The 23758-nt window shown below is 42.1% G+C and carries 19 protein-coding genes; 4 read left to right on the top strand and 15 right to left on the bottom strand.

What is annotated here, in order from left to right; translation table 11 throughout:
• Window positions 1-507: 507 nt before the first annotated feature.
• Window positions 508-1131, bottom strand: coding sequence for a TetR/AcrR family transcriptional regulator (locus tag H5114_RS12860; RefSeq protein WP_124016650.1), 624 nt, complete (start codon window positions 1129-1131; stop codon window positions 508-510).
• Window positions 1132-1539: 408 nt separating this feature from the next.
• On the opposite strand from H5114_RS12860, the gene H5114_RS12855 reads away from it, so the two are divergent.
• Together H5114_RS12855 and H5114_RS12850 are read left to right on the top strand one after the other, a co-directional pair.
• The gene (locus tag H5114_RS12855) at window positions 1540-2772 is read left to right on the top strand and encodes an efflux RND transporter periplasmic adaptor subunit (protein ID WP_182723142.1); all 1233 of its coding nucleotides are present in this window, start codon (window positions 1540-1542) and stop codon (window positions 2770-2772) included.
• Between the two features lie 9 nt (window positions 2773-2781).
• Window positions 2782-5946 (top strand): efflux RND transporter permease subunit, encoded by a 3165-nt coding sequence (locus H5114_RS12850; RefSeq protein ID WP_404948350.1) that lies wholly within the window; start codon window positions 2782-2784, stop codon window positions 5944-5946.
• A gap of 93 nt (window positions 5947-6039) precedes the next feature.
• On the opposite strand, the gene H5114_RS12845 is transcribed toward H5114_RS12850, so the two are convergent.
• The 3 genes from H5114_RS12845 to H5114_RS12835 form a co-directional block, all read right to left on the bottom strand.
• Window positions 6040-6996 carry a carbohydrate kinase gene (locus H5114_RS12845; protein WP_124016647.1) on the bottom strand — a complete coding sequence of 319 codons (957 nt, stop codon included), beginning with the start codon at window positions 6994-6996 and terminating at the stop codon, window positions 6040-6042.
• Between the two features lie 104 nt (window positions 6997-7100).
• Complete coding sequence (locus tag H5114_RS12840; RefSeq protein WP_182723140.1) at window positions 7101-9497, bottom strand: TonB-dependent receptor domain-containing protein; 2397 nt, start codon at window positions 9495-9497, stop codon at window positions 7101-7103.
• Between the two features lie 269 nt (window positions 9498-9766).
• Complete coding sequence (locus H5114_RS12835; RefSeq protein WP_182723139.1) at window positions 9767-10987, bottom strand: sugar MFS transporter; 1221 nt, start codon at window positions 10985-10987, stop codon at window positions 9767-9769.
• Between the two features lie 187 nt (window positions 10988-11174).
• Between H5114_RS12835 and gtfA the strand changes: the two genes are divergently transcribed.
• Complete coding sequence (gene gtfA / locus H5114_RS12830; RefSeq protein ID WP_182698191.1) at window positions 11175-12656, top strand: sucrose phosphorylase; 1482 nt, start codon at window positions 11175-11177, stop codon at window positions 12654-12656.
• Between the two features lie 101 nt (window positions 12657-12757).
• On the opposite strand, the gene H5114_RS12825 is transcribed toward gtfA, so the two are convergent.
• The 5 genes from H5114_RS12825 to H5114_RS12805 form a co-directional block, all read right to left on the bottom strand.
• Window positions 12758-13789 (bottom strand): LacI family DNA-binding transcriptional regulator, encoded by a 1032-nt coding sequence (locus H5114_RS12825; RefSeq protein WP_182698190.1) that lies wholly within the window; start codon window positions 13787-13789, stop codon window positions 12758-12760.
• Window positions 13790-13942: 153 nt separating this feature from the next.
• A complete protein-coding gene (locus H5114_RS12820; protein WP_182723138.1) occupies window positions 13943-14503 on the bottom strand; it encodes a C40 family peptidase in 561 nt (186 codons plus the stop codon).
• A gap of 91 nt (window positions 14504-14594) precedes the next feature.
• Window positions 14595-15179, bottom strand: a complete 585-nt coding sequence (locus H5114_RS12815) for a TetR/AcrR family transcriptional regulator (protein WP_182698189.1) — start codon at window positions 15177-15179, stop codon at window positions 14595-14597.
• 143 nt (window positions 15180-15322) lie between these two features.
• Window positions 15323-15874: a BON domain-containing protein gene (locus tag H5114_RS12810; RefSeq protein ID WP_182698188.1), complete on the bottom strand. Its 552-nt coding sequence runs from the start codon at window positions 15872-15874 to the stop codon at window positions 15323-15325.
• A gap of 274 nt (window positions 15875-16148) precedes the next feature.
• The gene (locus tag H5114_RS12805) at window positions 16149-16625 is read right to left on the bottom strand and encodes a hypothetical protein (protein WP_124016639.1); all 477 of its coding nucleotides are present in this window, start codon (window positions 16623-16625) and stop codon (window positions 16149-16151) included.
• 266 nt (window positions 16626-16891) lie between these two features.
• Here H5114_RS12805 and H5114_RS12800 point away from each other — a divergent pair, with 266 nt between their 5' ends.
• A complete protein-coding gene (locus H5114_RS12800) occupies window positions 16892-18256 on the top strand; it encodes a sigma-54-dependent Fis family transcriptional regulator (protein WP_182723137.1) in 1365 nt (454 codons plus the stop codon).
• A 15-nt stretch (window positions 18257-18271) separates the two neighbouring features.
• On the opposite strand, the gene H5114_RS12795 is transcribed toward H5114_RS12800, so the two are convergent.
• The 6 genes from H5114_RS12795 to H5114_RS12770 form a co-directional block, all read right to left on the bottom strand.
• Window positions 18272-19924, bottom strand: coding sequence for a diacylglycerol kinase family protein (locus H5114_RS12795; RefSeq protein ID WP_124016637.1), 1653 nt, complete (start codon window positions 19922-19924; stop codon window positions 18272-18274).
• A 213-nt stretch (window positions 19925-20137) separates the two neighbouring features.
• Window positions 20138-20332: a hypothetical protein gene (locus tag H5114_RS12790; RefSeq protein ID WP_124016636.1), complete on the bottom strand. Its 195-nt coding sequence runs from the start codon at window positions 20330-20332 to the stop codon at window positions 20138-20140.
• Between the two features lie 80 nt (window positions 20333-20412).
• Window positions 20413-20589, bottom strand: a complete 177-nt coding sequence (locus H5114_RS12785) for a DUF1328 family protein (RefSeq protein WP_124016635.1) — start codon at window positions 20587-20589, stop codon at window positions 20413-20415.
• A gap of 330 nt (window positions 20590-20919) precedes the next feature.
• Window positions 20920-22137: an organoarsenical effux MFS transporter ArsJ gene (arsJ, locus tag H5114_RS12780; RefSeq protein ID WP_182723136.1), complete on the bottom strand. Its 1218-nt coding sequence runs from the start codon at window positions 22135-22137 to the stop codon at window positions 20920-20922.
• A gap of 6 nt (window positions 22138-22143) precedes the next feature.
• A complete protein-coding gene (locus H5114_RS12775) occupies window positions 22144-23154 on the bottom strand; it encodes an ArsJ-associated glyceraldehyde-3-phosphate dehydrogenase (protein WP_124016633.1) in 1011 nt (336 codons plus the stop codon).
• A 61-nt stretch (window positions 23155-23215) separates the two neighbouring features.
• Complete coding sequence (locus tag H5114_RS12770; protein ID WP_182723135.1) at window positions 23216-23710, bottom strand: tyrosine-protein phosphatase; 495 nt, start codon at window positions 23708-23710, stop codon at window positions 23216-23218.
• Between the last annotated feature and the right edge of the window lie 48 nt (window positions 23711-23758).

Below are 23758 nucleotides of genomic sequence, written 5' to 3'. Positions count from 1 at the left end.
CAGTAATGCATTTATAGGAGAGTAATCTACCAAATAAATGTGGGTTCACAAAATCTCAAGTTGATAAACAGAGCCCTCTTAACACAATGGCATAACCTTAGGGGCTATTGATAGGGTGATTATCTGTCTACTGGGTTTAACTGCCGACCCCCACAAGAGTTATGCATATAATTAATAGCAGGGGTTCTTCCTATTGAGTCAGTTGCGATGAGCCCACAGTCGATGCTAAATGCTAACCAGACCTTTTGATTGCTCGGATTGGATAACCATCTATATTACAAAAGGATACGATAACACTGGGAGCTATAGATCAGCTTATTCGGTAAACTTATCTGTTGTGGTTAAAGCAACATTTTATAGTATTACCATAGCGACTGTTAGAGCTTAGTAACAAGCAACAGATAGAGAAGATGTCTAGAGAATAGTGGATGTTTAAACAAGATTGATACTGCCACAAAGTACAGTATCAATTGATTTACTAGTTAATTTTGAGAATGAGTAACTAGGTTACTTAGGATTAATGTACAAAATCAAAATGCCATCTACGGCCATGTTGGCAATTTGCAGTAACTCTTCAATGCTTGCCCCTTCAGATGCCTGAATCGACATCCCCTGAAACAAGGTCGTAATCAATTGAGCTAACACTGCAGGCTGACAATCTGCATTTAACTCACCTTGCTGCTTAGCTTGCTCAAATCGAGCGACTAATTGGAGCTTATGCCGTGCTTTGCGCTCTAAAACGGCTTGCTTAATTGATTCGCTCGCTTCACTACAGGACAGGGTGCTGTTAATTAATGCGCAACCTTGAGGATGGCTACAGTCAGTAAATTTGGCTGCAGCACCAAGCAATAGGCCGCGAACCACATCAGCAATATGTTGATGTTTAAAAGCTGTATTAAATAATGAATCTGGACGGTTTTCATATAAATCGATAGCTTTTAAAAATAGCTGCTCTTTATTACCAAATGCGGCATACAAGCTAGGCTTCTTAATCCCCATCGCCTCGGTGAGCTCGTTTAAAGAAGTTCCTTCATATCCATGACGCCAGAAAATATTAAGCGCTTGCTCTAATGCCAAGTCGATATCGAACCCACGAGGGCGACCAACACAAGCTGCTTTGGTTATTGTCATAAATAGTACCTCTTATATTAACGGAGCTTTATTTATCAAAAGCTTAACTAACTTTTATGACAAACAACCCGCATACTTTAGCATAATATTAAGCCACATCAGGGTTAATATTATGCAGATTAGTCGCAACTATAACAATTTAACAAGTATTGATTAACGCTATTTCATCGCAACAAATCACCTTACAAATAGTGATGTTACTTTATTTTCCCGCTTATTGAACCTCTTGTCAAAATAATTTAATACCTATCGGTACAAAAGTCATTGACAGGGTTATTTTAATCTATATATTACCGTTCGGTACAGAACGTTTTATACCTATCGGTATAAAACGAACTCGTATACCAATATAACGCACCCTACAGCCTGCTGAAAAAACGTAAATGCTATTGATTAAAGGACCGCACCATGAAGACGTTAAAATCAATTAAAATCACTTTACTAGTTAGCCTAACGGCATTGCTATTAGTGGCGTGTGGAGAACAACCTGCACAACAGGCGAATACACCTGCAGCGCCTAAAGTAGACGTAGCTAACGTGCTTTATGAGCGCATTACCGAGTGGGATCAATTTACCGGACGCTTACAAGCTCCTGAAAAAGTGACCTTAGTCCCTAGAGTATCAGGCTATATTGAATCGATTAACTTTAAAGAAGGCGCACTGGTTCAAAAAGGTGATGTGTTATTTACCATCGACTCGAGGGTTTTTACTGCTGAATATGAGCGTCTTAAAGCAGAATTAACCAGTGCAATATCAGCTAATCAACTTGCTGAAAATGATTATGAGCGAGCCAATAAACTGTTTCATCAAAAAGCGGTTTCAGAAGAGCTGATTGATACTCGTCGATCTAACATGCATCAAACTGCAGCAGCGGTTGCGTCAGTTAAAGCTGCATTAACTAGCGCCCAACTTAACGTTGAATATACCCAGGTTACCGCACCTATTACTGGTCGAGTGTCATATGCTAATGAAACGGCAGGCAACTATGTCACTGCGGGTCAAACGCACCTCACCAGTTTAGTCTCTACATCGCATATGTATGCTTATTTCGATATCGATGAGCAAACGTATTTAAAATATGCCGCGTTATCGTTTGAGAACAAACGTCAAAATCCACGTTTAGGTAACAACGCTGTGGTTATGGCTCTGGCAAATGAAACCAGCTTTAATCATCAAGGTGTGATCGACTTTGTCGATAATACCGTTGATCAGCAAACTGGTACTATTCGGGTTCGAGCTAACTTTGCCAACCAAGAAAATCAATTATTACCCGGCTTATTTGCCCGTATCAGCATTGCTGGTAGTGAGTCATACGACAGTATTTTAATTGACGACAAAGCCATTTTTACCGACTTAAATAACAAGTTTGTTCTGGTGGTAAATGACAAAAACACCCTTGAATATCGAAGTGTCAGCCTAGGTGAAAAACTTCATGGCTTACGTATTATTACTGCTGGCTTATCACCTAACGACACCATAGTGGTAAACAGTCTGCAGAAAGTGCGCCCTAATGTCACTATTGAGCCAAACCTAACCGACATGGCTGATAGCGAAAAATTAGAAGCATTACATCAAGCACAACGCCTCCTCGATAACCAGCCATTAACAGCACGTGTTGCTGATGACGCAAGTCAGGGTTAAGGAAACTACATAATGTTGTCTCAATTCTTTATTAAAAGACCAATTTTTGCCGCTGTTTTGTCGCTGCTGTTCTTTATTTCAGGCGCACTAGCAGTATGGCAATTACCCATTACCGAATACCCAGAAGTGGTACCACCTACCGTGGTTGTTACGGCAAACTACCCAGGTGCTAACCCTAAAATCATTGCTGAAACGGTTGCATCCCCGCTAGAACAAGAGATTAACGGCGTCGAAAACATGTTGTACATGTCTTCTCAAGCCACGTCTGATGGCCGCATGACGCTAACCATCACCTTTGCAATTGGTACTGATGTTGATTTAGCTCAAACTCAAGTGCAAAGTCGTGTTGAGCGAGCAAAACCACGGCTACCAGAAGAAGTACAACGCTTAGGCATAGTCACTGAAAAATCATCACCAAGCTTAACCATGGTGGTGCATTTAACCTCACCAGATGACCGTTATGACATGTTATACCTGTCTAACTATGCGGTATTGAAAGTCAAAGATGAATTAGCCCGTATTACCGGTGTAGGAGCTGTGCGCGTGTTTGGCGCCGGCGATTACAGCATGCGCGTGTGGCTAGACCCTAATAAAGTGGCCGCCTTAAGCTTGTCACCGAGTAATATTGTTACTGCTATTCGTGAGCAAAACCAACAAGCAGCAGCTGGCAGTTTAGGCGCACAACCAAGTGGCGACAGTGATTTCCAATTACTGATTAACGTCAAAGGTCGTTTATCCAATGTTGAAGAGTTCGAGGACATTATTGTTAAAGTGGGCGATCAAGGTCAGATCACTCGTTTAAAAGATGTTGCCCGGGTGGAATTAGGTGCATCGACTTATGCCCTGCGCTCAATGCTAGACAATAAAGACGCGGCTGCATTACCAGTGTTCCAAGCATCAGGCTCTAACGCAATTCAAATATCTGATGATGTTCGTTCTAAAATGGCAGAACTGTCTAAGTCATTCCCAGAAGGCTTAGCCTACGACATCGTCTACGATCCAACCGTGTTCGTGCGTGGCTCAATTAAAGCTGTGGTACAGACACTGGTCGAAGCATTATTGCTGGTTGTATTAGTAGTAGTACTGTTTTTACAAACCTGGCGCGCATCCATTATTCCATTAGTGGCGGTTCCGGTATCACTTGTGGGTACCTTCGCCTTTATGCACCTAATGGGCTTCTCATTGAATGCCTTATCACTGTTTGGCTTAGTGCTGGCGATTGGTATCGTGGTCGATGATGCAATTGTGGTAGTTGAAAACGTTGAGCGAAATATCTCTGATGGATTATCGCCCGTTGCTGCCACGCAAAAGGCAATGAAAGAAGTTACCGGTCCAATTATTGCCACCACATTGGTATTGGCAGCTGTATTCATTCCTACTGCGTTTATGTCAGGCTTAACCGGACAGTTTTATAAACAGTTTGCGCTAACCATTACCATCTCCACTTTTATTTCGGCAATTAACTCGTTAACCCTTAGCCCTGCTTTATCGGCATTATTGCTTAAAGGTCATCACGAGAAAAAAGATCTGCTGACCCGTGGTATGGATAAACTGCTAGGCGGCTGGTTATTTAAACCGTTTAACCGCATGTTTGCGCGTATGTCTGACGGTTACGGCTGGTTAGTTAAAAAAATCATTCGTTTTGGGGCAGTCATTGGTATTTTGTATATCGGTTTAGTCGGCTTAACTGGCTTACAATTCTCGAGCACTCCAACAGGTTATGTACCTGGGCAAGATAAACAATATCTTATCGCCTTTGCTCAGTTACCTGATGCTGCATCATTAGATCGCACCGAAGCTATCGTGAAAGAAATGTCGCGTATTGCACTAGATCAACCAGGTGTTGCCCATGCTGTCGCCTTTCCAGGTTTAAGCATTAATGGCTTTACCAATAGCACTAACAGCGCCATTTTGTTTACCCCGCTGGATGACTTTGCCGATCGCACAGATCCATCATTATCGGCAGGTGCTATTGCTGCCGCGTTAAATCAAAAATTCGCCGCGATTAACGGCGCATTTATTGCGATTTTCCCGCCACCGCCAGTGCAAGGCTTAGGCACCATTGGTGGCTTTAGATTACAAATTCAAGATCGTGCTAATTACGGTTATGAAGAGTTGTATAAAGTGACCATGCAAGTGATGCAAAAAGCATGGGCAACGCCTGAGCTAGCAGGAGTGTTCTCGAGTTATCAAGTCAATGTGCCACAACTTGAAGTGAACATCGACCGCACTAAAGCCAAACAGCAATCGGTATCGTTAGACGAATTGTTCTCCACCCTGCAGGGATACATGGGTTCGGTTTACGCCAACGACTTCAACCAATTTGGTCGCACTTATCAAGTTAACGTACAAGCAGATGAGCAGTTTAGACAAACGCCTGAACAAATCGCCCAACTAAAAGTACGTAACAACCAAGGTGAAATGGTGCCGATTGGTTCATTTATTAATGTCACCAATTCATCTGGTCCAGACCGAGTCATGCATTACAACGGTTTTACCACTGCTGAGCTCAATGGTGGTGCAGCTCCTGGCTTTAGTAGCGGTGAAGCACAAGCTGCCATTGAAAAGATTTTAGCTGAAACCTTACCTAATGGCATGACGTACGAGTGGACTGAACTCACCTACCAACAGATCCTGGCAGGTAATGCGGGCGCGTATATTTATCCATTAATTATCTTGTTAGTGTTTATGGTTTTAGCGGCGCAATATGAAAGCCTAAGCTTACCTATAGCCATTATTCTGATTATTCCAATGACGCTATTGTCGGCATTAACAGGGGTTCTTATCTACGGTGGAGATAACAATATCTTTACCCAGATTGGGTTAATTGTCCTGGTGGGGCTAGCAACCAAAAATGCGATTCTCATTGTTGAGTTTGCCAAAGAGTTACAAGATGATGGCATGGAACCATTAGAGGCCATACTTGAAGCCGGCCGCTTACGTTTACGACCTATTTTAATGACCTCGATAGCCTTCATTATGGGTGTGGTACCTATGGTGTTTTCTAGCGGACCAGGTTCAGAAATGCGTCAAGCAATGGGTGTTGCGGTATTCTCTGGCATGATTGGGGTAACAATTTTTGGCCTTATCTTAACGCCACTGTTTTATTATGCCCTCGCAAAACGTGGCAAAAATAAAACCGAATTAGCTGAATCAAGCATAACCCAAGATTAACCACGTTATTGATTCAATGATAACCAAAAAGAGGTCACCTTAGGGTGACCTCTTTTTATGACTAATAACGCTACTCTACACCCACTTGATCCATTATTGCACTTGTGACCAAACGGGCAACGCAGGAAATGCGCCTTTTTTCGCACACGTTATCGCACCACACTTAATCGCAAACTCAGCAGCCGTTTGAACCTTCACTCGATTAAGCAATTTTTGCACTAAAAGCTCTGGCGCTAAATATCCTTCATCACTGCCAAGTTCATATAAGAACCCCGCAACAAAACTATCTCCGGCGGCTGTAGTATCTGTGGCGACAATTTTAGGCACCGGCAACTCAAAGGAAAATTCAGCGCTGTGACATAAAATGGACTCTGGGCCATTGGTGACCAAAATTAACCTCACCCCTTGTCCAATACAGAATGCTAAATATTCGTCAAATGATGCCCCACGCTCCTGAGCCAAATACAGTGCTTCCTCTTTACTCATTTTAAGCACGTGAGTATAACGAAAGCATTGCTCCACACGGGCTGATAACAACCGGGTGTCTTGCCATAATGACAAGCGTAAATTAACATCAAAACTGACTAATGCTTGTTCCTTATGCGCTTTTTTAGCACCATAAAGACTGGCGTTGAAAATAGCCTTTTCAGTAAAGGTATTAGAACAAAGATGAAAAATATCAATTTTTGACCAGTCGATAGCATCAAAATCAGCTTCACGGTATAGCATGTCAGCAGTGTTCTGCCGATTAAAGCTAAACGACCGCTCCCCCTGCGCATCCAAACTAACTAACACTGTGGCAGTAGCAGCATCTGGTATTAATGCTAAACAACTAACATCAACACCTTGTTCTACCAGTGTATTTGTTAACAACTGGCCATGATCGTCAGCACTAATGCCACCAGCAAAAAGACTCTTACCACCTAATTTAGCGTAACCCACAGCGACATTGGCAGGCGCGCCGCCAGGGATAGGCTCGTGAACCAAACCAGAATGGCCCACCGGAAGTAAATCAATTAATACTTCACCAAAACTCAATAATGTACTCATATAAAACGTCCAAAAAAAAGCCCATTTGCATGGGCTTGTTAACAGGGATTTCTAAAAACTAATACAACTAATACTATTACAACTAAGGTTATGACAATAAACGATTAAAACTCGTACTTAACCGTGGCGCTGGTTGTACGACCGTTAATGGTTCTGGCACGAATGATATTGTTATCGGGTACCGAACCTTCTTCAGCTTCGGTAATACCCACAGTATCAAACAAGTTATTGACGTTAAGCGCGACGGATAACGCATTGGTTAACTGGTAAGATGCAAACGCATTGACTTGAGTATAACCATCAAAACTTAGGTCATTATTATCTTGAGCATAAGACTCAGTGGTACCAATCAAATTGACCCCAACAGAGCCTTTATCAAAGTTATAACGGCCCATTAGCGAGTAAATAAAATCAGCTTGGCGACGAGGTGTGTTGCCAATTACACTTGGATTAAGGGCATCTTTAACAATTTCAGCATCGGTCCAAGTTACGTTACCGCGAAAATCGAAATCACCAACATAATAAGCACCTTCTAACTCAATCCCTTTGGCTTCATATTTACGGTCAAAGAATATTTGGCTAGTGGCTTCAAAGTTTTGCTCTTCTGTTTCAGAGTAAAACGCCGTGGCAAATAGCGACATGCTATCGTAACGATACTTCACACCCACTTCGTACTGGTCTACTTCATCCACAGAGTCTTCGTCAGAAACTGAACCATCAGCATTCACTTTACCAAACAACAAACGGTCAGCATTGGCACGACCACCATGACTGATACGACCAAATGCGGCTAAATCTTCAGATACTTGATAGTTAGCACCTAATGAATATGACAGGTAACCCCAGTCATAATTCACTAACTGTGGGTTAGCATTATCAATTGACGACACACTTAGCTCAGGCTGAGAAATCACCCCATCACGGTTCATATCCACTTGTGATTGCACATTACCCGCATAGTAACCACTGGCATCGCCAGAGTCATAGCGCACGCTACCGTCTAATGATAAATCGCCGAACTTAGATGACGCAGCAATATACGGTGCTTTAATAGTGTAGTCTGAATCATAGTTACGTTGACAACAATTGCCCCAGTAAGGCACGCCATAAGCGTATAAACCATTATCTGAGTACTCAGTGCCATCGGCACCGACCACATCTAAAAGTGCGGCATTATCGCCTTGCACTTCCATCAAATAAGAGTTCCACATCCAAGTCATATTGATATTTTGCGTGGCAGTATAAAAACCAAAAGTGACATTAGAATCATCAAACGTCTTGGTTAATTTCATGTCATTGACGATAGAACCAAAGTCATTCATGGTCACATCAAAACTGTGTATGCGCATAGCTAAATCACTATCAAATGCTTGACCCGCTTTGGCACCATTAGCATAAATCAGTGATGATCCGCTGCCACCAATACTGTCAGCAATACTCGAGCTGTTAGCCACTTCGGCAGGCATTAACGACATAAAATTACCGCTAACATCCGAGATGCGGAAACGGTTTTCAACTAACCAGTCATCGCCTAAATCAAATGAAGCTTCTAGTCCAACTGAATTCACAATCGGATTCATACCATCACGCATATCACCACGGCTGATATTGCCGTCAGCATCTAAGCGCAGGGTTGATAACATGTTAGCCGAATGAACCGTATCAGATTGGGCATCAAATCCAGGTATTGAACTGCCATCTGAATACATTGGCATCGGCAAATAACCAATGCTCTTATCATTTAAGTGCTTTACGTACAAACGCACATAACCAGAATCAAATTCTTTGGTTAAGTTAGCTTTAATTTGGCCACCCTTGTTCGCGGTGTAACCAGGATCACGCGGACCATCACCGGTACGCACAAAGCCACCAATATGAAAACGCATTGAGTCATTAATGCTTGCGCCATATTCAAAATCAGTACGCAAAGTATCGTAATCAAGACCCACAGTAGACGAAATACTGCCAGCATCACTGGTGCCCGTTTTACTAATGACGTTAATAATACCGCCTGGTGCGTTACTGGCAGCTGTTGAGGCTGAACCACCACGGATTGATTCAATAGTTTGTGTTGTAGAATCAATACGTAAGAAAATATCCGCATTACCAAATGCAATATCACCAAACTGTAAAATAGGTAAACCATCTTCTTGAATTTGCAAGAATTTAGCTCCACCAGAGGCAACCGGTAAACCACGTACCGCAATGTTGGCGTTACCTTCACCACCAGTCGATTCAACCTTCATGCCCGGAATAATACGGAACGCTTCGGCTGATGAACGAGGTGAGCTAATTGCTAAATCTTCTGGTGACACACTGCTCACTGACACGCTCGAGTCCATTACACGTGTACCACGTGCAACACCCGTTACCACAATGCGCTCAAGACCAATGGCGTCTTTTTTAGTTTCCACCGTGTCAGTGTCAGCAGCCCACAAGCTTGAACTGACCATCACAGCTAGCGTACTCAATACAAATTTTTTAGATGTGCTTTTTATCATTTTTATGTCCCCACATAGAGTGTATTGATGTTGTCTTATCTCCCCATAACAACATCAGTAATATATTCATCAATCGAACTAAGCCCCAAACTATCTCAATAGCTAATCAAGGCGCTAAACTTAAACCTTTTACTTAATCGATTAAGTTACAAGTTAGCAACTAAATAGTAAATTGCAAGTACAATTTATGTTCAATTATCGTTAACTGGATTAAAAAATCGCCTAAGTAGATGTTTAATAAATTAAATATTTATAATAGTAGTTGTTGATTATTTAGCGTCAGCGGTTAACAAATGCCCTGAGGGGTCACGAAACAGATTGTATGCTGCCAAAACGCACAACATAAATGCAAAGCCGGTGGCTAAATAAAACCCGTATTTAACATGACCAAATATGTCGCCTACTAGTCCCATTAACAAGGGACCTAATGCAGCAGAAAGTGCAGTAAAGAATAAAATGACCCCAGCAACCGAACCATGTTGATCAACCGGGAAACAGCTGATCCCTTTAGAATTTAATGTCGGATACATCATAGACATAAACAAACCTGATAAAGGCAATAAAATAACCGCAGCCGAAATGCCATACACCATAGCGCCTAAATAACATAAGCTAATTGCCAGACTGAACCAAAACATCACCTGTTGCCAACTGAATTGATTGAGGATCCACCCCCCCAGAAAACGTCCCAATGCCCGCAATGTGAAAAAGATAGTTAACGCATACGTTGCGATTAATGCCAACTCGCCTTCATAGTTGAGTAATAACGTCGGCATCCAAACATAAATAGCCACTTCAGTAGCAACATAAAGCCCAATCGCTAAAGAGTAGCCTAATGCATAAGGGTTTTTCATCATGCTAAACGTACTGGCGAGATTAATATTTTGAGTAGATGAGCGCTTAAGTTGCGGGTATTCAGCCTTATAAGCTAACCAACATAATATTAAACAAAACGCCCCAGCACCAAAATACAGATACTTCCACGACACGCCTGTTATCAATAAATAACTGACAATCGCCGGACCAACCATAGCACCCACACCAAAAAAGCCTTCAACGGTATTCATGGTACTTGAATGTTGTTTTGAGTTAGTTGAAATATCACCAATTAACCCTAGTGCGCCAGTTTTGAATACCCCAATAGCAATACCCACTAGAGCCAACAGACATAGAAAATAATAAAATGACTCACCTAAAGCGAACATAAAACTGGCCAGCGCAAACAACAGTAAGCCAATTAAAATCGTTACTTTCCGGCCTAGCTTATCTGCCAGAAAGCCTAAAAACAGCCCACTTAATGCAATAAAAAGCATTGGCATGTAATGAAATGCGCTCGCTTGTGACATCGATAAGTCAAATGTGTTAATCAACTCAGGAATAATCACCCCCACTGCATCAGAGGTCATGGCAAACATAAAAAACATTAAATACGTTAGTATTCTTATCCTAGAGTTACCGCAATTATCTAGCTCTTTCATATGGTTAACCATACTTCCCACCTTATTGTTATATGTTTTCTTTGTGGTCACACTGTCTATTTATGGCGACACATTCGTCTTCTCCCACAGAAAACGAATTCAATATTTAAACAAAGCCCTTGAATAATGTTTCATATTGGTTAAATATACAACTTAATCGATTAAGTTTTTTTAAATACTTACTTTAAGAGTCACCAAAATGAAAAATAATGTTCAGCTGATCACTTACGTAGATCGTATAGCGCACTCAGACTTAAAAGGACTCAAACAGGTTCTCGACACAGAACTTCATAATCTCTTTGGTGGCGTACATCTGTTACCTTTTTACTATCCAATTGACGGCAGCGATGCTGGCTTTGACCCTATAGACCATGCAAAAGTAGATGAACGTCTTGGTGATTGGAATGACGTAAAGCAGATTGGCCAGCAATACGACATCATGGCCGACTTAATCGTTAACCACATGTCAGCGGAGTCTACCGAGTTTCAAGACGTACTTGCCAACGGTAAAAGTTCTGTTTACTGGGATTTATTTTTAACTAAAGAGAGCGTATTTCCTGACGGGTTGAGCGCAGAAAACCAAGCTAAAATTTATCGTCCACGTCCAGGGAGTTGCTTCACTACCTATAAACTTGCCGACGGGACAGAAGCCGAGTTTTGGACGACTTTTACCTCAAACCAAATTGATATTAATGTACATACCGCTGCAGGTCAGGCGCATTTAAACAAGGTGCTAACGCGTTTTCATGAAAGCAAAGTCGATCTTATTCGTCTTGACGCTGCTGGCTATGCGATTAAAAAGCCGGGCACTAGCTGCTTTATGATTGAAGAGTCATTTGAATTTGTCGATGAGTTAGCCAAAAAAGCCAACAGCCTAGGCATGACGACCCTTGCCGAAATTCACTCGCACTACATGACCCAACTCGATATCGCTAAGCGGGTAGACATGGTGTACGACTTTGCGCTACCGCCATTGATCCTTCACAGCCTATTTAGCCAAGATGTCAGTGCATTAAGCCACTGGCTATCCATTGCACCACGCAACTGTGTCACAGTATTAGACACTCATGACGGTATTGGTATTATCGACGCTGGCCCTGTCGGCAATAAAGCAGGTTTATTAACCGCTGCAGAAATTGATAACCTAGTTAATCGCATCCATAGCAATAGCAAAGGTGAAAGCTTACAAGCAACGGGCGCGGCAGCCAGCAATGTCGATCTATATCAAGTTAATTGCACCTACTACGATGCGCTTGGCCAAAATGACATTGATTATTTAATCGCTCGAAGCGTACAATTTTTTGCTCCAGGTATTCCGCAGGTGTATTACACCGGTTTATTGGCTGTGCCTAATGCCATGGAATTGCTGAATCAAACTCAGGTAGGTCGTGACATTAACCGCCCTTATCTACAGGTAAGCGACATTCAAACCGCGATGCAAAAACCGGTTGTTAAAACGCTATGTGAGCTGATCACTCTTCGCAATAATGTCGATGCCTTTAATGGTGAGTTCACCATGACAAACCAGGCTAATCAGTTAACTCTTTCTTGGGTGCATGGCGACAGTTCAGCCAAGTTAAGCGTGAACTTTGCCACTAAAGAAACCCATATCAACATAGTTGCAGCGCAACAATCGACCCACATTGTGCTGGCCGATTTATTGGCCAAACATAGCAAATGATCTGACGGGTAATTTAAGCTCAAACGTAAATAAGGCGCCTATTAGGCGCCTTATTTGTATCAACATATTTGTATCGAAATCGTCCGGTCATCAATATTACATCAACAACTGCCACCACGTGACAATTCATAACCTAACACTTCAGCATGATGGGCATCAGCAATAAACATTTCAGCGGCTTTACGGCCTTTTTGTTCTGAATACTGGAACACAGTCGTCAGCGGCGGGATCGCCCGAGTACCTTCGTCAATACCATCAAAACCCACCACTCGAACATCTTGTGGGATACGTAAACCTTGTTGGATTGCCTCGCGCATTAAACTCAAAGCAATTAAATCACTCATGCACAAAAATACATTCGGACGCGGTACACAATTAAGCGCTTCTTTGGCAGCTATGGTTGCAAAGTCGGCATTACTTTCAGGGATATTCCAAATGCGGTCATCACCAAGCTTAACCCCTGTATCACCAATGGCATCCAAATAACCTTGCAAACGCTGATGCGCTACAGACGTGTCAATTTCCATAGAATGAATATCATACACGCGGCAGGTTAAATGGGTATCAAGCAAGCGTAATCCAAGAATTGCGACCTGATCTAGCTCAGATTGAATCGCCAACTTAGCCACTTCATAGGCACCGGCTTTATTATCGATACTCACCGAAGCACTACGGTGAATATTAAAGTCGACCGTTACCACTTTTTTACGGATTTTTTTCAATTGCTCTGCCAATAAACGGTTACGGGGGCGACCATAACAAATAAAGCCATCGACAAAATCATTGACGCCATTCACATTGTCAGAGCTACCAGAAAACAACAGTAAATTAATTTTATGTTGCTCGAAAACGGCCGCAACACCTTTCATAAATTTACTGGCCACAGGATCTGATACCATGTATTCAATACTGTCCGACAACACCAATGCGACCGTATCAAATTTACCACGCCTTAAAGATTGCGCGGCTTTATTAGGTCCAAAATATCCTAGCTCGTTGCAGGCAGCGAGAATGTCTGTGCGGCGTTTTTCCGACAACTGATCTGGACGATTAAACGCATTAGATACCGTCGCATTCGACACACCTAATTCTTTGGCAATACTTTTTAAGGTCCAATGCTTGGAGTCTGGCATAACGGGTCCATTTACGTCGTGGTTTTAGCCTAAACAGCTATTTATAACATGAATATATCGATGCTAAGCGGTGAAAACAACCCAAGCAATACTTCAGATGCAGGCCTAGGGTTGAAGCAAATAAACGGCACCAGCCGTTAAACTGCTGCCAAATTATAAATGGTCTTGCTGTTGAGCATGTTCGGCCAAACTGGCTATCGACATGTTTTGTTCAAACGTTGGATTGTCTATGCGTTTTGCAAACCAGAAACGAGGCTTCCAATAGATATTATTCAAACTCGAAATTTTTACCCCTTTTTTAGTCGAGGCATGTAAAAAACGATCATTGCCCATGTAAATACCGACATGATGAACCGTCCGAGTGGTTTTAAAAAAAACTAAATCGCCGGTTTGTAACTGGCTGCGCGGCACGTCTTTACCCAAAGTCCCCTGTGAATTCACTGTACGAGGTAGTTTGTTGCCGACAATGTTCAGGTAGGCCAAATACACAAACCCTGAACAATCTACGCCATTTCGGCTCAGGCCACCTAAACGATATGGCGTACCTTTCCATTGATTATGAAAACTTAACAGGCTTGACTCGCTCCACTTGGGCGCTGCTTGCTTAAGCATGGGTGGAACTACCACAGGCTTAGGTGCGATAACCACTTGCGGACTAGACGCACATGCAGACAGCAGTAAAACCAAACAACTAAGTAATAATCTTTTAGCCAATTAACCCTACTCCAAACACCGAAAAAACCGCTCTATATAGCAATATTGTTTTCACAATACACGCTCAAAATCACTGCTGCAGCACTTGAATCTATCGAGTCATCATCTGCATACACTGCACTAAAGCTCGCTTAGCAGCCATTTTATCGACTTTAATTTGGCAGCGTAGCATAGTTCCTTGCCAGTTCGCCCAAAAAACACTCGCTAGTGTTAATGCTGGCAAGTCTGTACGGATATGGCCTTGCAGCTGCCCCTGCTCGATAAGCGCACTCAATAAGCCCAACCATTGATCATAAAGGTGGTTTAAGGTTTGATGCAATAAAGGCGCTTTGCTACTGACTTCAACCATTAAGTTACCCATTAAACAGCCACGAGGCTCACTGCCACTAAACAGCTCATCAATGAGTTGATGATACCCATTAAGCATTGTTGATAAATTAGTTTTAAAATTTACGCTTGAATCGATAGCAATAGGTTGAATACGTAATTGAAAATAATGTTCGGCAACGGCTGCCGCAAACGCCTCTTTACTGGCAAAGTAATGGTAAAAAGACCCTTTAGGAATACCGACCTCGTCGAGAATTAATTTAATGCCCACGCCACTATAACCGTGTAACGCAAAAAGCTTTTCGCCTACGGCGCATATTGATTGTCTACTTGCTGCACTTTTGTTCATTGAGCCTCCATTTCAATGACAGGATAAACAAGAATAGACCAGTCGGCTAACTTTAGTTGCTAATAATCAAAATATAGTGACTTATTGCCTATTTTAGGCATAAAAAAACCAGCCCAAAGGCTGGTTTAAAGATTATCAATAGATTACTGAGTGACACGTAACTTATTAACAACATCTTTTACGTCATCAGTATTTTTGGCAATCATTAAAGCTAAATCACGTTCAGCATCACTCGATACCGAACCTTTTAATGTTACCACGCTATTTTTTACCTCAACGTCAATATCGGTACCAGATACGTCGGCTGAGAATAATAGTCGCGTTTTGACTACGGTAGCGACTTTTGAATCGGTGAGGGTTTTAGCGAGATCATTAGTGTCTTTATCGCTATCAGGCTTCATTACCGACAATTCATTATTGACGTCTTTAACGCCATCTAAGCTTTTCACTAATTCTCCGGCAAGTGCCTTATCAACACTACTGTTAACTTTACCTGTTAGGGTCACATTGCCATCATGTACGTCAGTATTAATATCGAATGAATTCAAATTAGTATTTAACAAAAGTGTGGTTTCAGCTTTACCATCGATCCACGCATCTTTTGCATCATCTTGCCAATCTTGTGCTGCACTTGCACCGAATGCCATTGAACCTAACATGATGCTCATTACTACAGATAATGTGGTCTTTTTCATAAAGATTTCCTCCGTTGTTAATATCAAGGATTATAATGCGCGAATCATGCCAACAATTATAACCACATGTAAAATAACAACTAATTAAATTTTCTCATTGCTATGATGACTTTTAATAGTAATGTTATCGGACTTTTTTACCGATACTAGGTAAATTTTTCCTCATGGCAATCAAGAGTGGCTTAACCTCGACTAGACTTAAAAGGTGACGAAGCGAACATCAACAAAAAACGCCTGAGAATCAACATTATCAGGCGTTTTTATTACCCACAGACTAATTACCTGCAACGGAAAGGTGTTTCATGGTATCAAAACTCATCTGTAGCCAAGCAATGCCTTCGGCAAGTTGCCCTGCGACACGCTTATTTTTAGTTTTTTTAGCGGCGTACTTTAATTGAGTTAATACTTGTTGCTCAGTTTCAACCAATACTGCAATCACCTGCGGTAATGGTTTATCCTGTATCAGGTGTTCAGCCTTAGCATAGTGTTTATATGAAGATTGTTGGTGAAAGGTTTTACTGTCCATAGGTCTTGCTTGACTGGATCGCATCAACGTAAATAATGGTGTTAAACGCGTTAGCATGCATTTTCTAATGTCAGCCATATGGATAAAAACCCGCTTAATGTTGTAATCGTCGGCCCCTAGTATTGCTTGGGCATAAAATTGCTCGCCCTCTTGGCATAAATCAATCGCTTCATGCAAAAGCCACACATCGGACTCAACTTGTTCGTCTCGAGTATATGATTTCAACGCAAATCCTCCTGTATTCGATAATTTAACTAGTACTTTGCTCTATAGGTTGTATAACCTATAGAGATCCAGCACATATTATGTAAGCAAAGCCTAAACATAAGCACGTCTGCACATGGACAAAATTTAATTAACCATCTGATTATTAGTGTTATTATAATATTTTGTTACACGTTAATGGCCTAACAACACTGAATGATTGTCTTTAGTTGTCACACGACACCCGAGACAAACATTGGACTACATACCACAGGGAGTGAATCGGCATGCCACGTCCAACACTTTTTTACCATTTACACCGTCAAGAAGGTGAAGCTCGTCTACTTGCTTTACCAAGTAGCCAGCACTTTAATAAGATTGCCAGCTCAGTTGACCAGTCCTGGTTAGACCAACTGAAGAGTAACTTAATAGACGTTGCTATCATTGAACTGTCACAATTAAGCCAACAAGAATACGCTGAGCTAACTGACAGTTCGATAATGTCTGATATTGAGCTCATCTTCTTAACCGAAGGTAAGCCAAACCCCAACTTAGATCATTTAATGTCAAAAACAGCTGGTTATCATTTTCGCCAGCCTTACGATGCTGATGTGATTAACGACACGCTAGAAGACTTTGCCCGAGACTTCAAATCGCAATCGACTAAGCAAAAACAGCCTTTTTCGAGTGAACTAGACCAATATGGTTTATTGGTTGGTTCATCGCGTGCGATGCACAAGTTATATCGCACTATTCGTAAAGTCGCCGTCACCGAGAGCAACGTGCTCATCATTGGTGAAAGCGGTGCAGGTAAAGAGCTCGTTGCCAATACTATTCATTTGGCTAGTCATAGAGTCGACGAACCCTTTATCGCAATTAACTGTGGTGCATTAAGCCCTGAACTGGTCGACAGCGAACTGTTTGGGCATGTAAAAGGCGCTTTTACTGGTGCTCATCGAGATCACCGTGGTGTATTTGAGCAGGCAGAAGGCGGCACCTTATTTCTTGATGAAGTCACCGAAATGCCATTAGAACACCAAGTAAAATTACTACGCGTACTCGAAAATAATGAATATCGCTCGGTGGGCTCACAACATCTTAAAAAAGCCAATGTTCGTATTATTGCCGCCACTAACCGCGATCTAGCCGACGCTATTGATGCGGGTCATTTTCGCGAAGACTTATATTTTCGTTTAGCGCATTTTCCCATCCAAGTGCCACCATTACGCAACCGTAACAACGACATAAGTGGACTCGCACAGCACTTTTTGGCATATCGAAACACAGCTGAAAAACTCACAAAAATGTTTTCAGATGATGCTCTTAACCTGATCCAACAACAAAAATGGCCTGGTAATGTCCGCGAATTGAAACACGCTATTGAACGTGCATATATTCTGGCAGAAAACGAAATTTTACCGAGCCATATCATGGTGTCATCGCTAGAACCTTCAACAGAGCCGTTAACTGACGGCGTACAAATACCTGTGGGCATGCGCCTCGACGAACTAGAAAAAGCTGCAATTTATCAGGCCCTTGATGAATCGATGGGCAATAAAAATGAAACTGCAAAACAATTAGGTATCAGCGTTAAAACCCTTTATAACAAGTTAAGTAAATACCAAGACCAAACGAGTCCTGACGAACCTTAACAGCGTGCTAAGTGATTAAATGTGTTTGCTCGCTTGAGGCAGCAACACATTTAATGACTTAGGTTTAACCTTGATGCATAAATCTTCAGACTCAAATAACTCACCATCAATAACATATTTGCACAACGAGTCCGTGCTCAACTGAATCGTCTTAGCTTGCTCATGATGAATTCCACTCTGCTGATCATCTTCACGCTCGCCTGTTAATCCGGCAAATAATAGCTCGGTCATACTCAATAATTGTTGTGGTGATGTCTCACTGGACTCAATCCAAGTAATGTCTAACAAACCATCGGTAATATTGGGTTCACCATTTCCTTGGGCTAATACACTGGTGAATGGCGCCGCATTGGCAATCACTAAACTCGTGGTGTTAATCATTTGAATGTCACCACTATCAAGCTGTAATTTCATCGACAAAGGCTGATTTTCATCTATCGCCTCCCACAAACCATTAAGGTAAGCCAACTGTCCGAGCTCATTTTTGCGGTCGCGATCGGCTTTCTGTATCATTTTCCGCTCAAAGCCCAAGCCCGCTAGCAACAACATCAATTGCTCATTACACATGGCAGTATCTATGCGCTGAGAATAACCTTGAATCAAAATATCAAGCGCTTGCGATACCGGTACTAACTTACTGGTGATACCAAACAAGGTGTGACTAAGTGCATTAGTGGTGCCCATAGGAATAATACCTAGATAAATATCACTGTCGACAATCACCGATGCAACCTCGTTAACTGTGCCATCTCCACCACAAGCAACAATAATATCAGCCCCCTGTTTTTTGGCATGTTCGGTTAGTTGCACCGCAGACTTGTCTTTAGTGGTATATAAGACTTCAAGCTGAAAATAATCGCTCAAGGTTTGAGTTATATGATCGGCTTCATCATGCCACTTACCGCCACCTGACACTGGGTTCACTATCAACCAAGCGCGTTTATGGATATGAATTTGATTCAGGCGATGCATTTTTTCGACGGCCGCTAACTGCCATTTATTTAACCGCGCGGTTTGACGAATACTACTGATAGATTTCAGCACATCATTAACATTACGATTTTGCTCACGGCACACTAAGTAGGCGGCTAGCACTAACACCGAACGCCCTCGACCTAATGCACAATGTACTACGACATTTTTGCCATTACTGACTTGGTTATGTAACCAATTAATCGCTTGATTTAACTGTGCGACGCTAGGTACGCTGTGATCCAATACCGGAATATTTAAATAGGCAATATTTTCATCAACCAGAGTCCACTCTAATGCGTCAAATTCTGCAGTAACATCTAAAATAGCATCAATTTTCTCATGCTTTAGTCGGTCAATATCGCCAGAAAACAACCGGCAGGCTAAATACAGCTGCTTATCAATTTTTTGTATTGCAGGAACTTTGTCATTTTTTCTCGCCCAGGCGTTATATAGCTGGCAACCCAATAAAAACGGAATAAAGCTCCAACCTATATACCAAGGAATACTGCCATCTTGGCGTTTACGGAAAATACCTGCACTATTAAACCAATACGCCGAACTCACCAAGCCTAAAGATAATGCAAGCCACGCAAAAACAAGCTTAAGTAACACATAAGGAAGCGCCACACATAAGCACGCAGCCAATAACGTACCAAGGGTATAATAATATTTAATATGGATACGGGTGAGCATTGTGGTCCTCCTTTTTTAAAAAAAGCAGCACATGAGTGCTGCTTAAGACAATACTTATCACTATAACTATCTAATCACTTCGCGCCACGCTCTTAAGATTTTACATTGACTTATATGAGTCTAAACAAGTCGTGACCTTTGACATCAATGTACTTTACGTTAATAACCTAACGGCTCTGAACGGATTAAATAGTTAATCAGATTGCACTGTATTTAACAGTCTGGATCTTCTGACTTCATGCCTTCTTTTACATCTTCACATGCATCTTCAACAGCATTACCAGCATCTTGGATCATTTCATCCACTTTCTCACCAGCATTCTCAGCTTTATTGTCTGAACATGCTGATAAACCAGCCGTTAAAAACACCATTAAACTTGCCATTGTCAGTAATTTTAATAATTTCATATTCATCTCCTAGATGATGGTTGTAATCGAATAACGTTTTGTCGCTAACCTTAACTCGGCTTCAGAGCTCAGGTTACCTACTATGCTCGGGGACCTTTACCTCTAATCGCACTGGATAATAATGAAATCACCAGTAATACAATAAAGATAAAGAAAATAATTTTGGCGATCCCTGCTGCGGCTCCAGCAATACCAGTAAAACCCAATAGTCCTGCTATAACGGCTATAACTAAAAACATTAATGTCCAGCCCAACATAAAAACCTCCTTGGTGTACGATTTACAGTATGGTGCGTGATGTGCTAATCCTTTTGATATCGACCTCATACCTAACCATCTGAGAATTAACCATTTACACAACGACTATGTTTTTACTAATGCCAACATCGTGCCAACAGTAAATAAAAAATTAAAACCATGATTATAAAGGATTTAATTTAATATCGAAAAATGAGCGATGGAAGAGCCACAGACTTGTAGGCACTTTTTACCGATGTTTCCGGTAAGAGTTTCAGATACTAGCGAACCAGTATCGAAAGGAGCAATGAAAAGGAGTCAACATAAGCGCCGCCAGAATAACACCAAGCATTACAACGTATACGGCAGCTTAAATGATATTAATGTTGCTAGCGCTATAAAGCCACTCGATATCCACAAACAAGCTTCTAAACCGTATATTTGATACACCAACCCCGAAAGAACGGTGCCGATAAGACGTCCCATGGCGTTGGCCATGTAATAAAATCCCACATCAAGTGACACGCCATCATGCCCTGCATAACTAACAATCAGATAACTGTGCAGTGACGAGTTAATGGCAAACACAGCGCCAAATAGCATTAATCCGGCAATTAATGTCACGTGGATATAAAAGTTAAAGTGCAACGCAAGAGCAATAGCAGCAGGAATAAGTAATAAGTAGCCAGCCCATACAAAGGCTGCGCGTCCTGTTGGTACTTTGCCGTGTTTTTTACCAGTAACATAAGGCGCAAATGACTGGACGATGCCGTAGCCAATCACCCAACTCGCCATAAAACCGCCCACCCACCAATGATCCCATTCAAATGTCACCGCTAGAAACACTGGTAACGCCACCACAAACCATACATCTCGAGCACCAAACAAAAACATTCGCGCTGCCGACAACAAATTAATCGCCGGACTTTTGGAAAAAATATCGATAAATTTAGGTTTATTTTTCGCTTTGCCTAAATCCGCTTTTAAGCTCAATAGACTCATCACCCACACACAAGCTAATAAGGCTGCCATCAACAGCACTGCACCGCGAAATTCAAATAGCGTGAGCAAAATGCCACCTAAAAAGAACCCCAGTCCTTTTAACGCATTTTTAGAGCCAGTAAGAATGGCCACCCATTGATACAACTTGCTCTGCGCATCACTAGGCACCAACATTTTAATCGCACTCTTGGCGCTCATTTTATTGAGGTCTTTAGCAATACCCGACAAGGCTTGCGCAACCATGACATACATTATGGTCAACATGTCCGCTGGTACGGCCAACATAGCTAGCGCAACTATTTGTAACCCTAAGCCAATGTTCATGGTGTTATTTAAGCCAAGCCTTGCCCCTAGCCAACCACCTACAAGATTAGTGACGACACCAAAAATCTCATAAAACAAAAACAACATCGCGATATTGAACGGGCTGTAACCTAGCTGATGAAAATACAGCACCACCAGCATACGCAGTGCACCATCGGTTAAGGTAAATGCCCAATAATTACCAGTGATTATTAGATATTGCTTAATGTGAGATGGCAATGTACTGAAAGTTAACAGCCCCATGTTAGCTTATTCCTTGTCTGCCAAACCTACTTTGCGCGCGAGCTCAGCGGTGCGGTTAGCGTAACCCCACTCATTGTCGTACCACACATACAGCTTAACTTGGGTATCATTAACCACCATAGTCGATAAGGCATCGATAATACTGGAGCGTGGATCGGTTTTATAATCGACCGACACTAATGGGCGCTCTTCATAACCCATAATCCCCTTAAGTTCGCTATCAGCAGCTTGCTTCAGAAGCTGGTTTACTTCTTCTGCCGTTGTGCCACGGGCCACTTCAAACACACAATCGGTAAGCGATGCATTGGCTAGCGGCACCCGAATCGCATGGCCATTTAACTTGCCTTTCAATTCAGGAAAAATATGGGTAATAGCAGTAGCAGAGCCGGTGGTGGTTGGAATTAAACTGATGCCACACGCACGGGCGCGGCGTAAATCTTGATGCGGTGCATCTAAAATCGTTTGGGTGTTAGTAATGTCATGAATAGTGGTCATCGAGCCATGTTTAATGCCTATTTTTTCGTGGATAACTTTTACCACAGGCGCTAAACAATTGGTGGTACAAGAAGCTGCCGTTACGATTGGATGAATCGCTTTATCGTATAAATGCTCATTTACGCCCATCACAATATTGAGCACACCGTCTTCTTTTACTGGCGCGGTTACTACAACTCTTTTGACCCCTTGATCTAAGTAAGCTTGTAGCAAGGCTTTGGTTTTTATCTTGCCGGAGGCTTCAATCACTACATCGCATTTTGACCAATCAGTGTCTTGGGTGGCCACATTACGACTGCAAGGAATAGCTTTACCCTTAATCACTATGGCATCACCATCATGTGTCGCTTCATGATGCCAACGACCATGAACTGAATCAAAGGTCATTAAGTGCGCCAGCGTAGCAGCATCGCCAGCGGGATCATTAATGTGCACAATTTCAACATCGTCCCAATCATACGCCGCACGCATTGATAAACGTCCCATACGGCCAAAACCGTTAATGCCTATTTTTATTGTCATGATGGTGTCCTAAGCTTGCGCTCATTTTTAAGTGGTAATGTTAAAGGTTAGTCACTACATGCTAACCATTAAATGCATCAAAATATTCACGCTGAACCGGATGAGTCAGCGCCTTGGGTCGCAGAGTTTGCACTGCATTAATCACTTTATCTTTAGGCCAGCCTAAGCTTACTAATATCAGACCAATCACTAATCCCGTGCGGCCCGAGCCGCCTTTACAATGCACTGCGATAGCGCTTCGGTTATTCAGCAATTCAATAATCTGGAGTTTATGGGCTAACCACTGAGTTTCAAACGCTTGCCCTGGTGCAGCATCATCAGCTATGGGCAATTGCACCCAAGTAATAGCCTGTGAGGCACATTCTGCGGCTAAATCCTCCGCTTTATTACGCACTATTTCGTCATCAAACATCAAAGTGATTAGCATTTTTGCACCCGCCGCCTTTAATGTGGCAACTGACGCAGCTAATGCTTCATCTTTGGTACCAGGACACGGGGTAAAAATCAGCTTGGCGCCATTATCTAACGCTAAAACATCATAAGGATGAGCTTGCATGGTTAACTCCAAAAAGTAACTTCAAAATATGTTCATAAATTGATTCAC

The sequence above is a fragment of the Shewanella sp. SR43-8 genome (genome assembly GCF_014163775.1).
GTDB classification, from domain to species: Bacteria; Pseudomonadota; Gammaproteobacteria; order Enterobacterales; family Shewanellaceae; genus Shewanella; species Shewanella vesiculosa.
This window is presented reverse-complemented; position numbering and strand designations above follow the sequence as displayed.

Bases quoted from the DNA above. Each gene is read 5' to 3' on its own strand.
- H5114_RS12860 (WP_124016650.1), bottom strand. From the start codon at position 1,131: ATGACAATAACCAAAGCAGCTTGTGTTGGTCGCCCTCGTGGGTTCGAT.
- H5114_RS12855 (WP_182723142.1), top strand. From the start codon at position 1,540: ATGAAGACGTTAAAATCAATTAAAATCACTTTACTAGTTAGCCTAACG.
- H5114_RS12845 (WP_124016647.1), bottom strand. From the start codon at position 6,996: ATGAGTACATTATTGAGTTTTGGTGAAGTATTAATTGATTTACTTCCG.
- H5114_RS12840 (WP_182723140.1), bottom strand. From the start codon at position 9,497: ATGATAAAAAGCACATCTAAAAAATTTGTATTGAGTACGCTAGCTGTG.
- H5114_RS12835 (WP_182723139.1), bottom strand. From the start codon at position 10,987: ATGGTTAACCATATGAAAGAGCTAGATAATTGCGGTAACTCTAGGATA.
- gtfA (WP_182698191.1), top strand. From the start codon at position 11,175: ATGAAAAATAATGTTCAGCTGATCACTTACGTAGATCGTATAGCGCAC.
- H5114_RS12825 (WP_182698190.1), bottom strand. From the start codon at position 13,789: ATGCCAGACTCCAAGCATTGGACCTTAAAAAGTATTGCCAAAGAATTA.
- H5114_RS12815 (WP_182698189.1), bottom strand. From the start codon at position 15,179: ATGAACAAAAGTGCAGCAAGTAGACAATCAATATGCGCCGTAGGCGAA.
- H5114_RS12810 (WP_182698188.1), bottom strand. From the start codon at position 15,874: ATGAAAAAGACCACATTATCTGTAGTAATGAGCATCATGTTAGGTTCA.
- H5114_RS12800 (WP_182723137.1), top strand. From the start codon at position 16,892: ATGCCACGTCCAACACTTTTTTACCATTTACACCGTCAAGAAGGTGAA.
- H5114_RS12795 (WP_124016637.1), bottom strand. From the start codon at position 19,924: ATGCTCACCCGTATCCATATTAAATATTATTATACCCTTGGTACGTTA.
- H5114_RS12790 (WP_124016636.1), bottom strand. From the start codon at position 20,332: ATGAAATTATTAAAATTACTGACAATGGCAAGTTTAATGGTGTTTTTA.
- H5114_RS12785 (WP_124016635.1), bottom strand. From the start codon at position 20,589: ATGTTGGGCTGGACATTAATGTTTTTAGTTATAGCCGTTATAGCAGGA.
- arsJ (WP_182723136.1), bottom strand. From the start codon at position 22,137: ATGGGGCTGTTAACTTTCAGTACATTGCCATCTCACATTAAGCAATAT.
- H5114_RS12775 (WP_124016633.1), bottom strand. From the start codon at position 23,154: ATGACAATAAAAATAGGCATTAACGGTTTTGGCCGTATGGGACGTTTA.
- H5114_RS12770 (WP_182723135.1), bottom strand. From the start codon at position 23,710: ATGCAAGCTCATCCTTATGATGTTTTAGCGTTAGATAATGGCGCCAAG.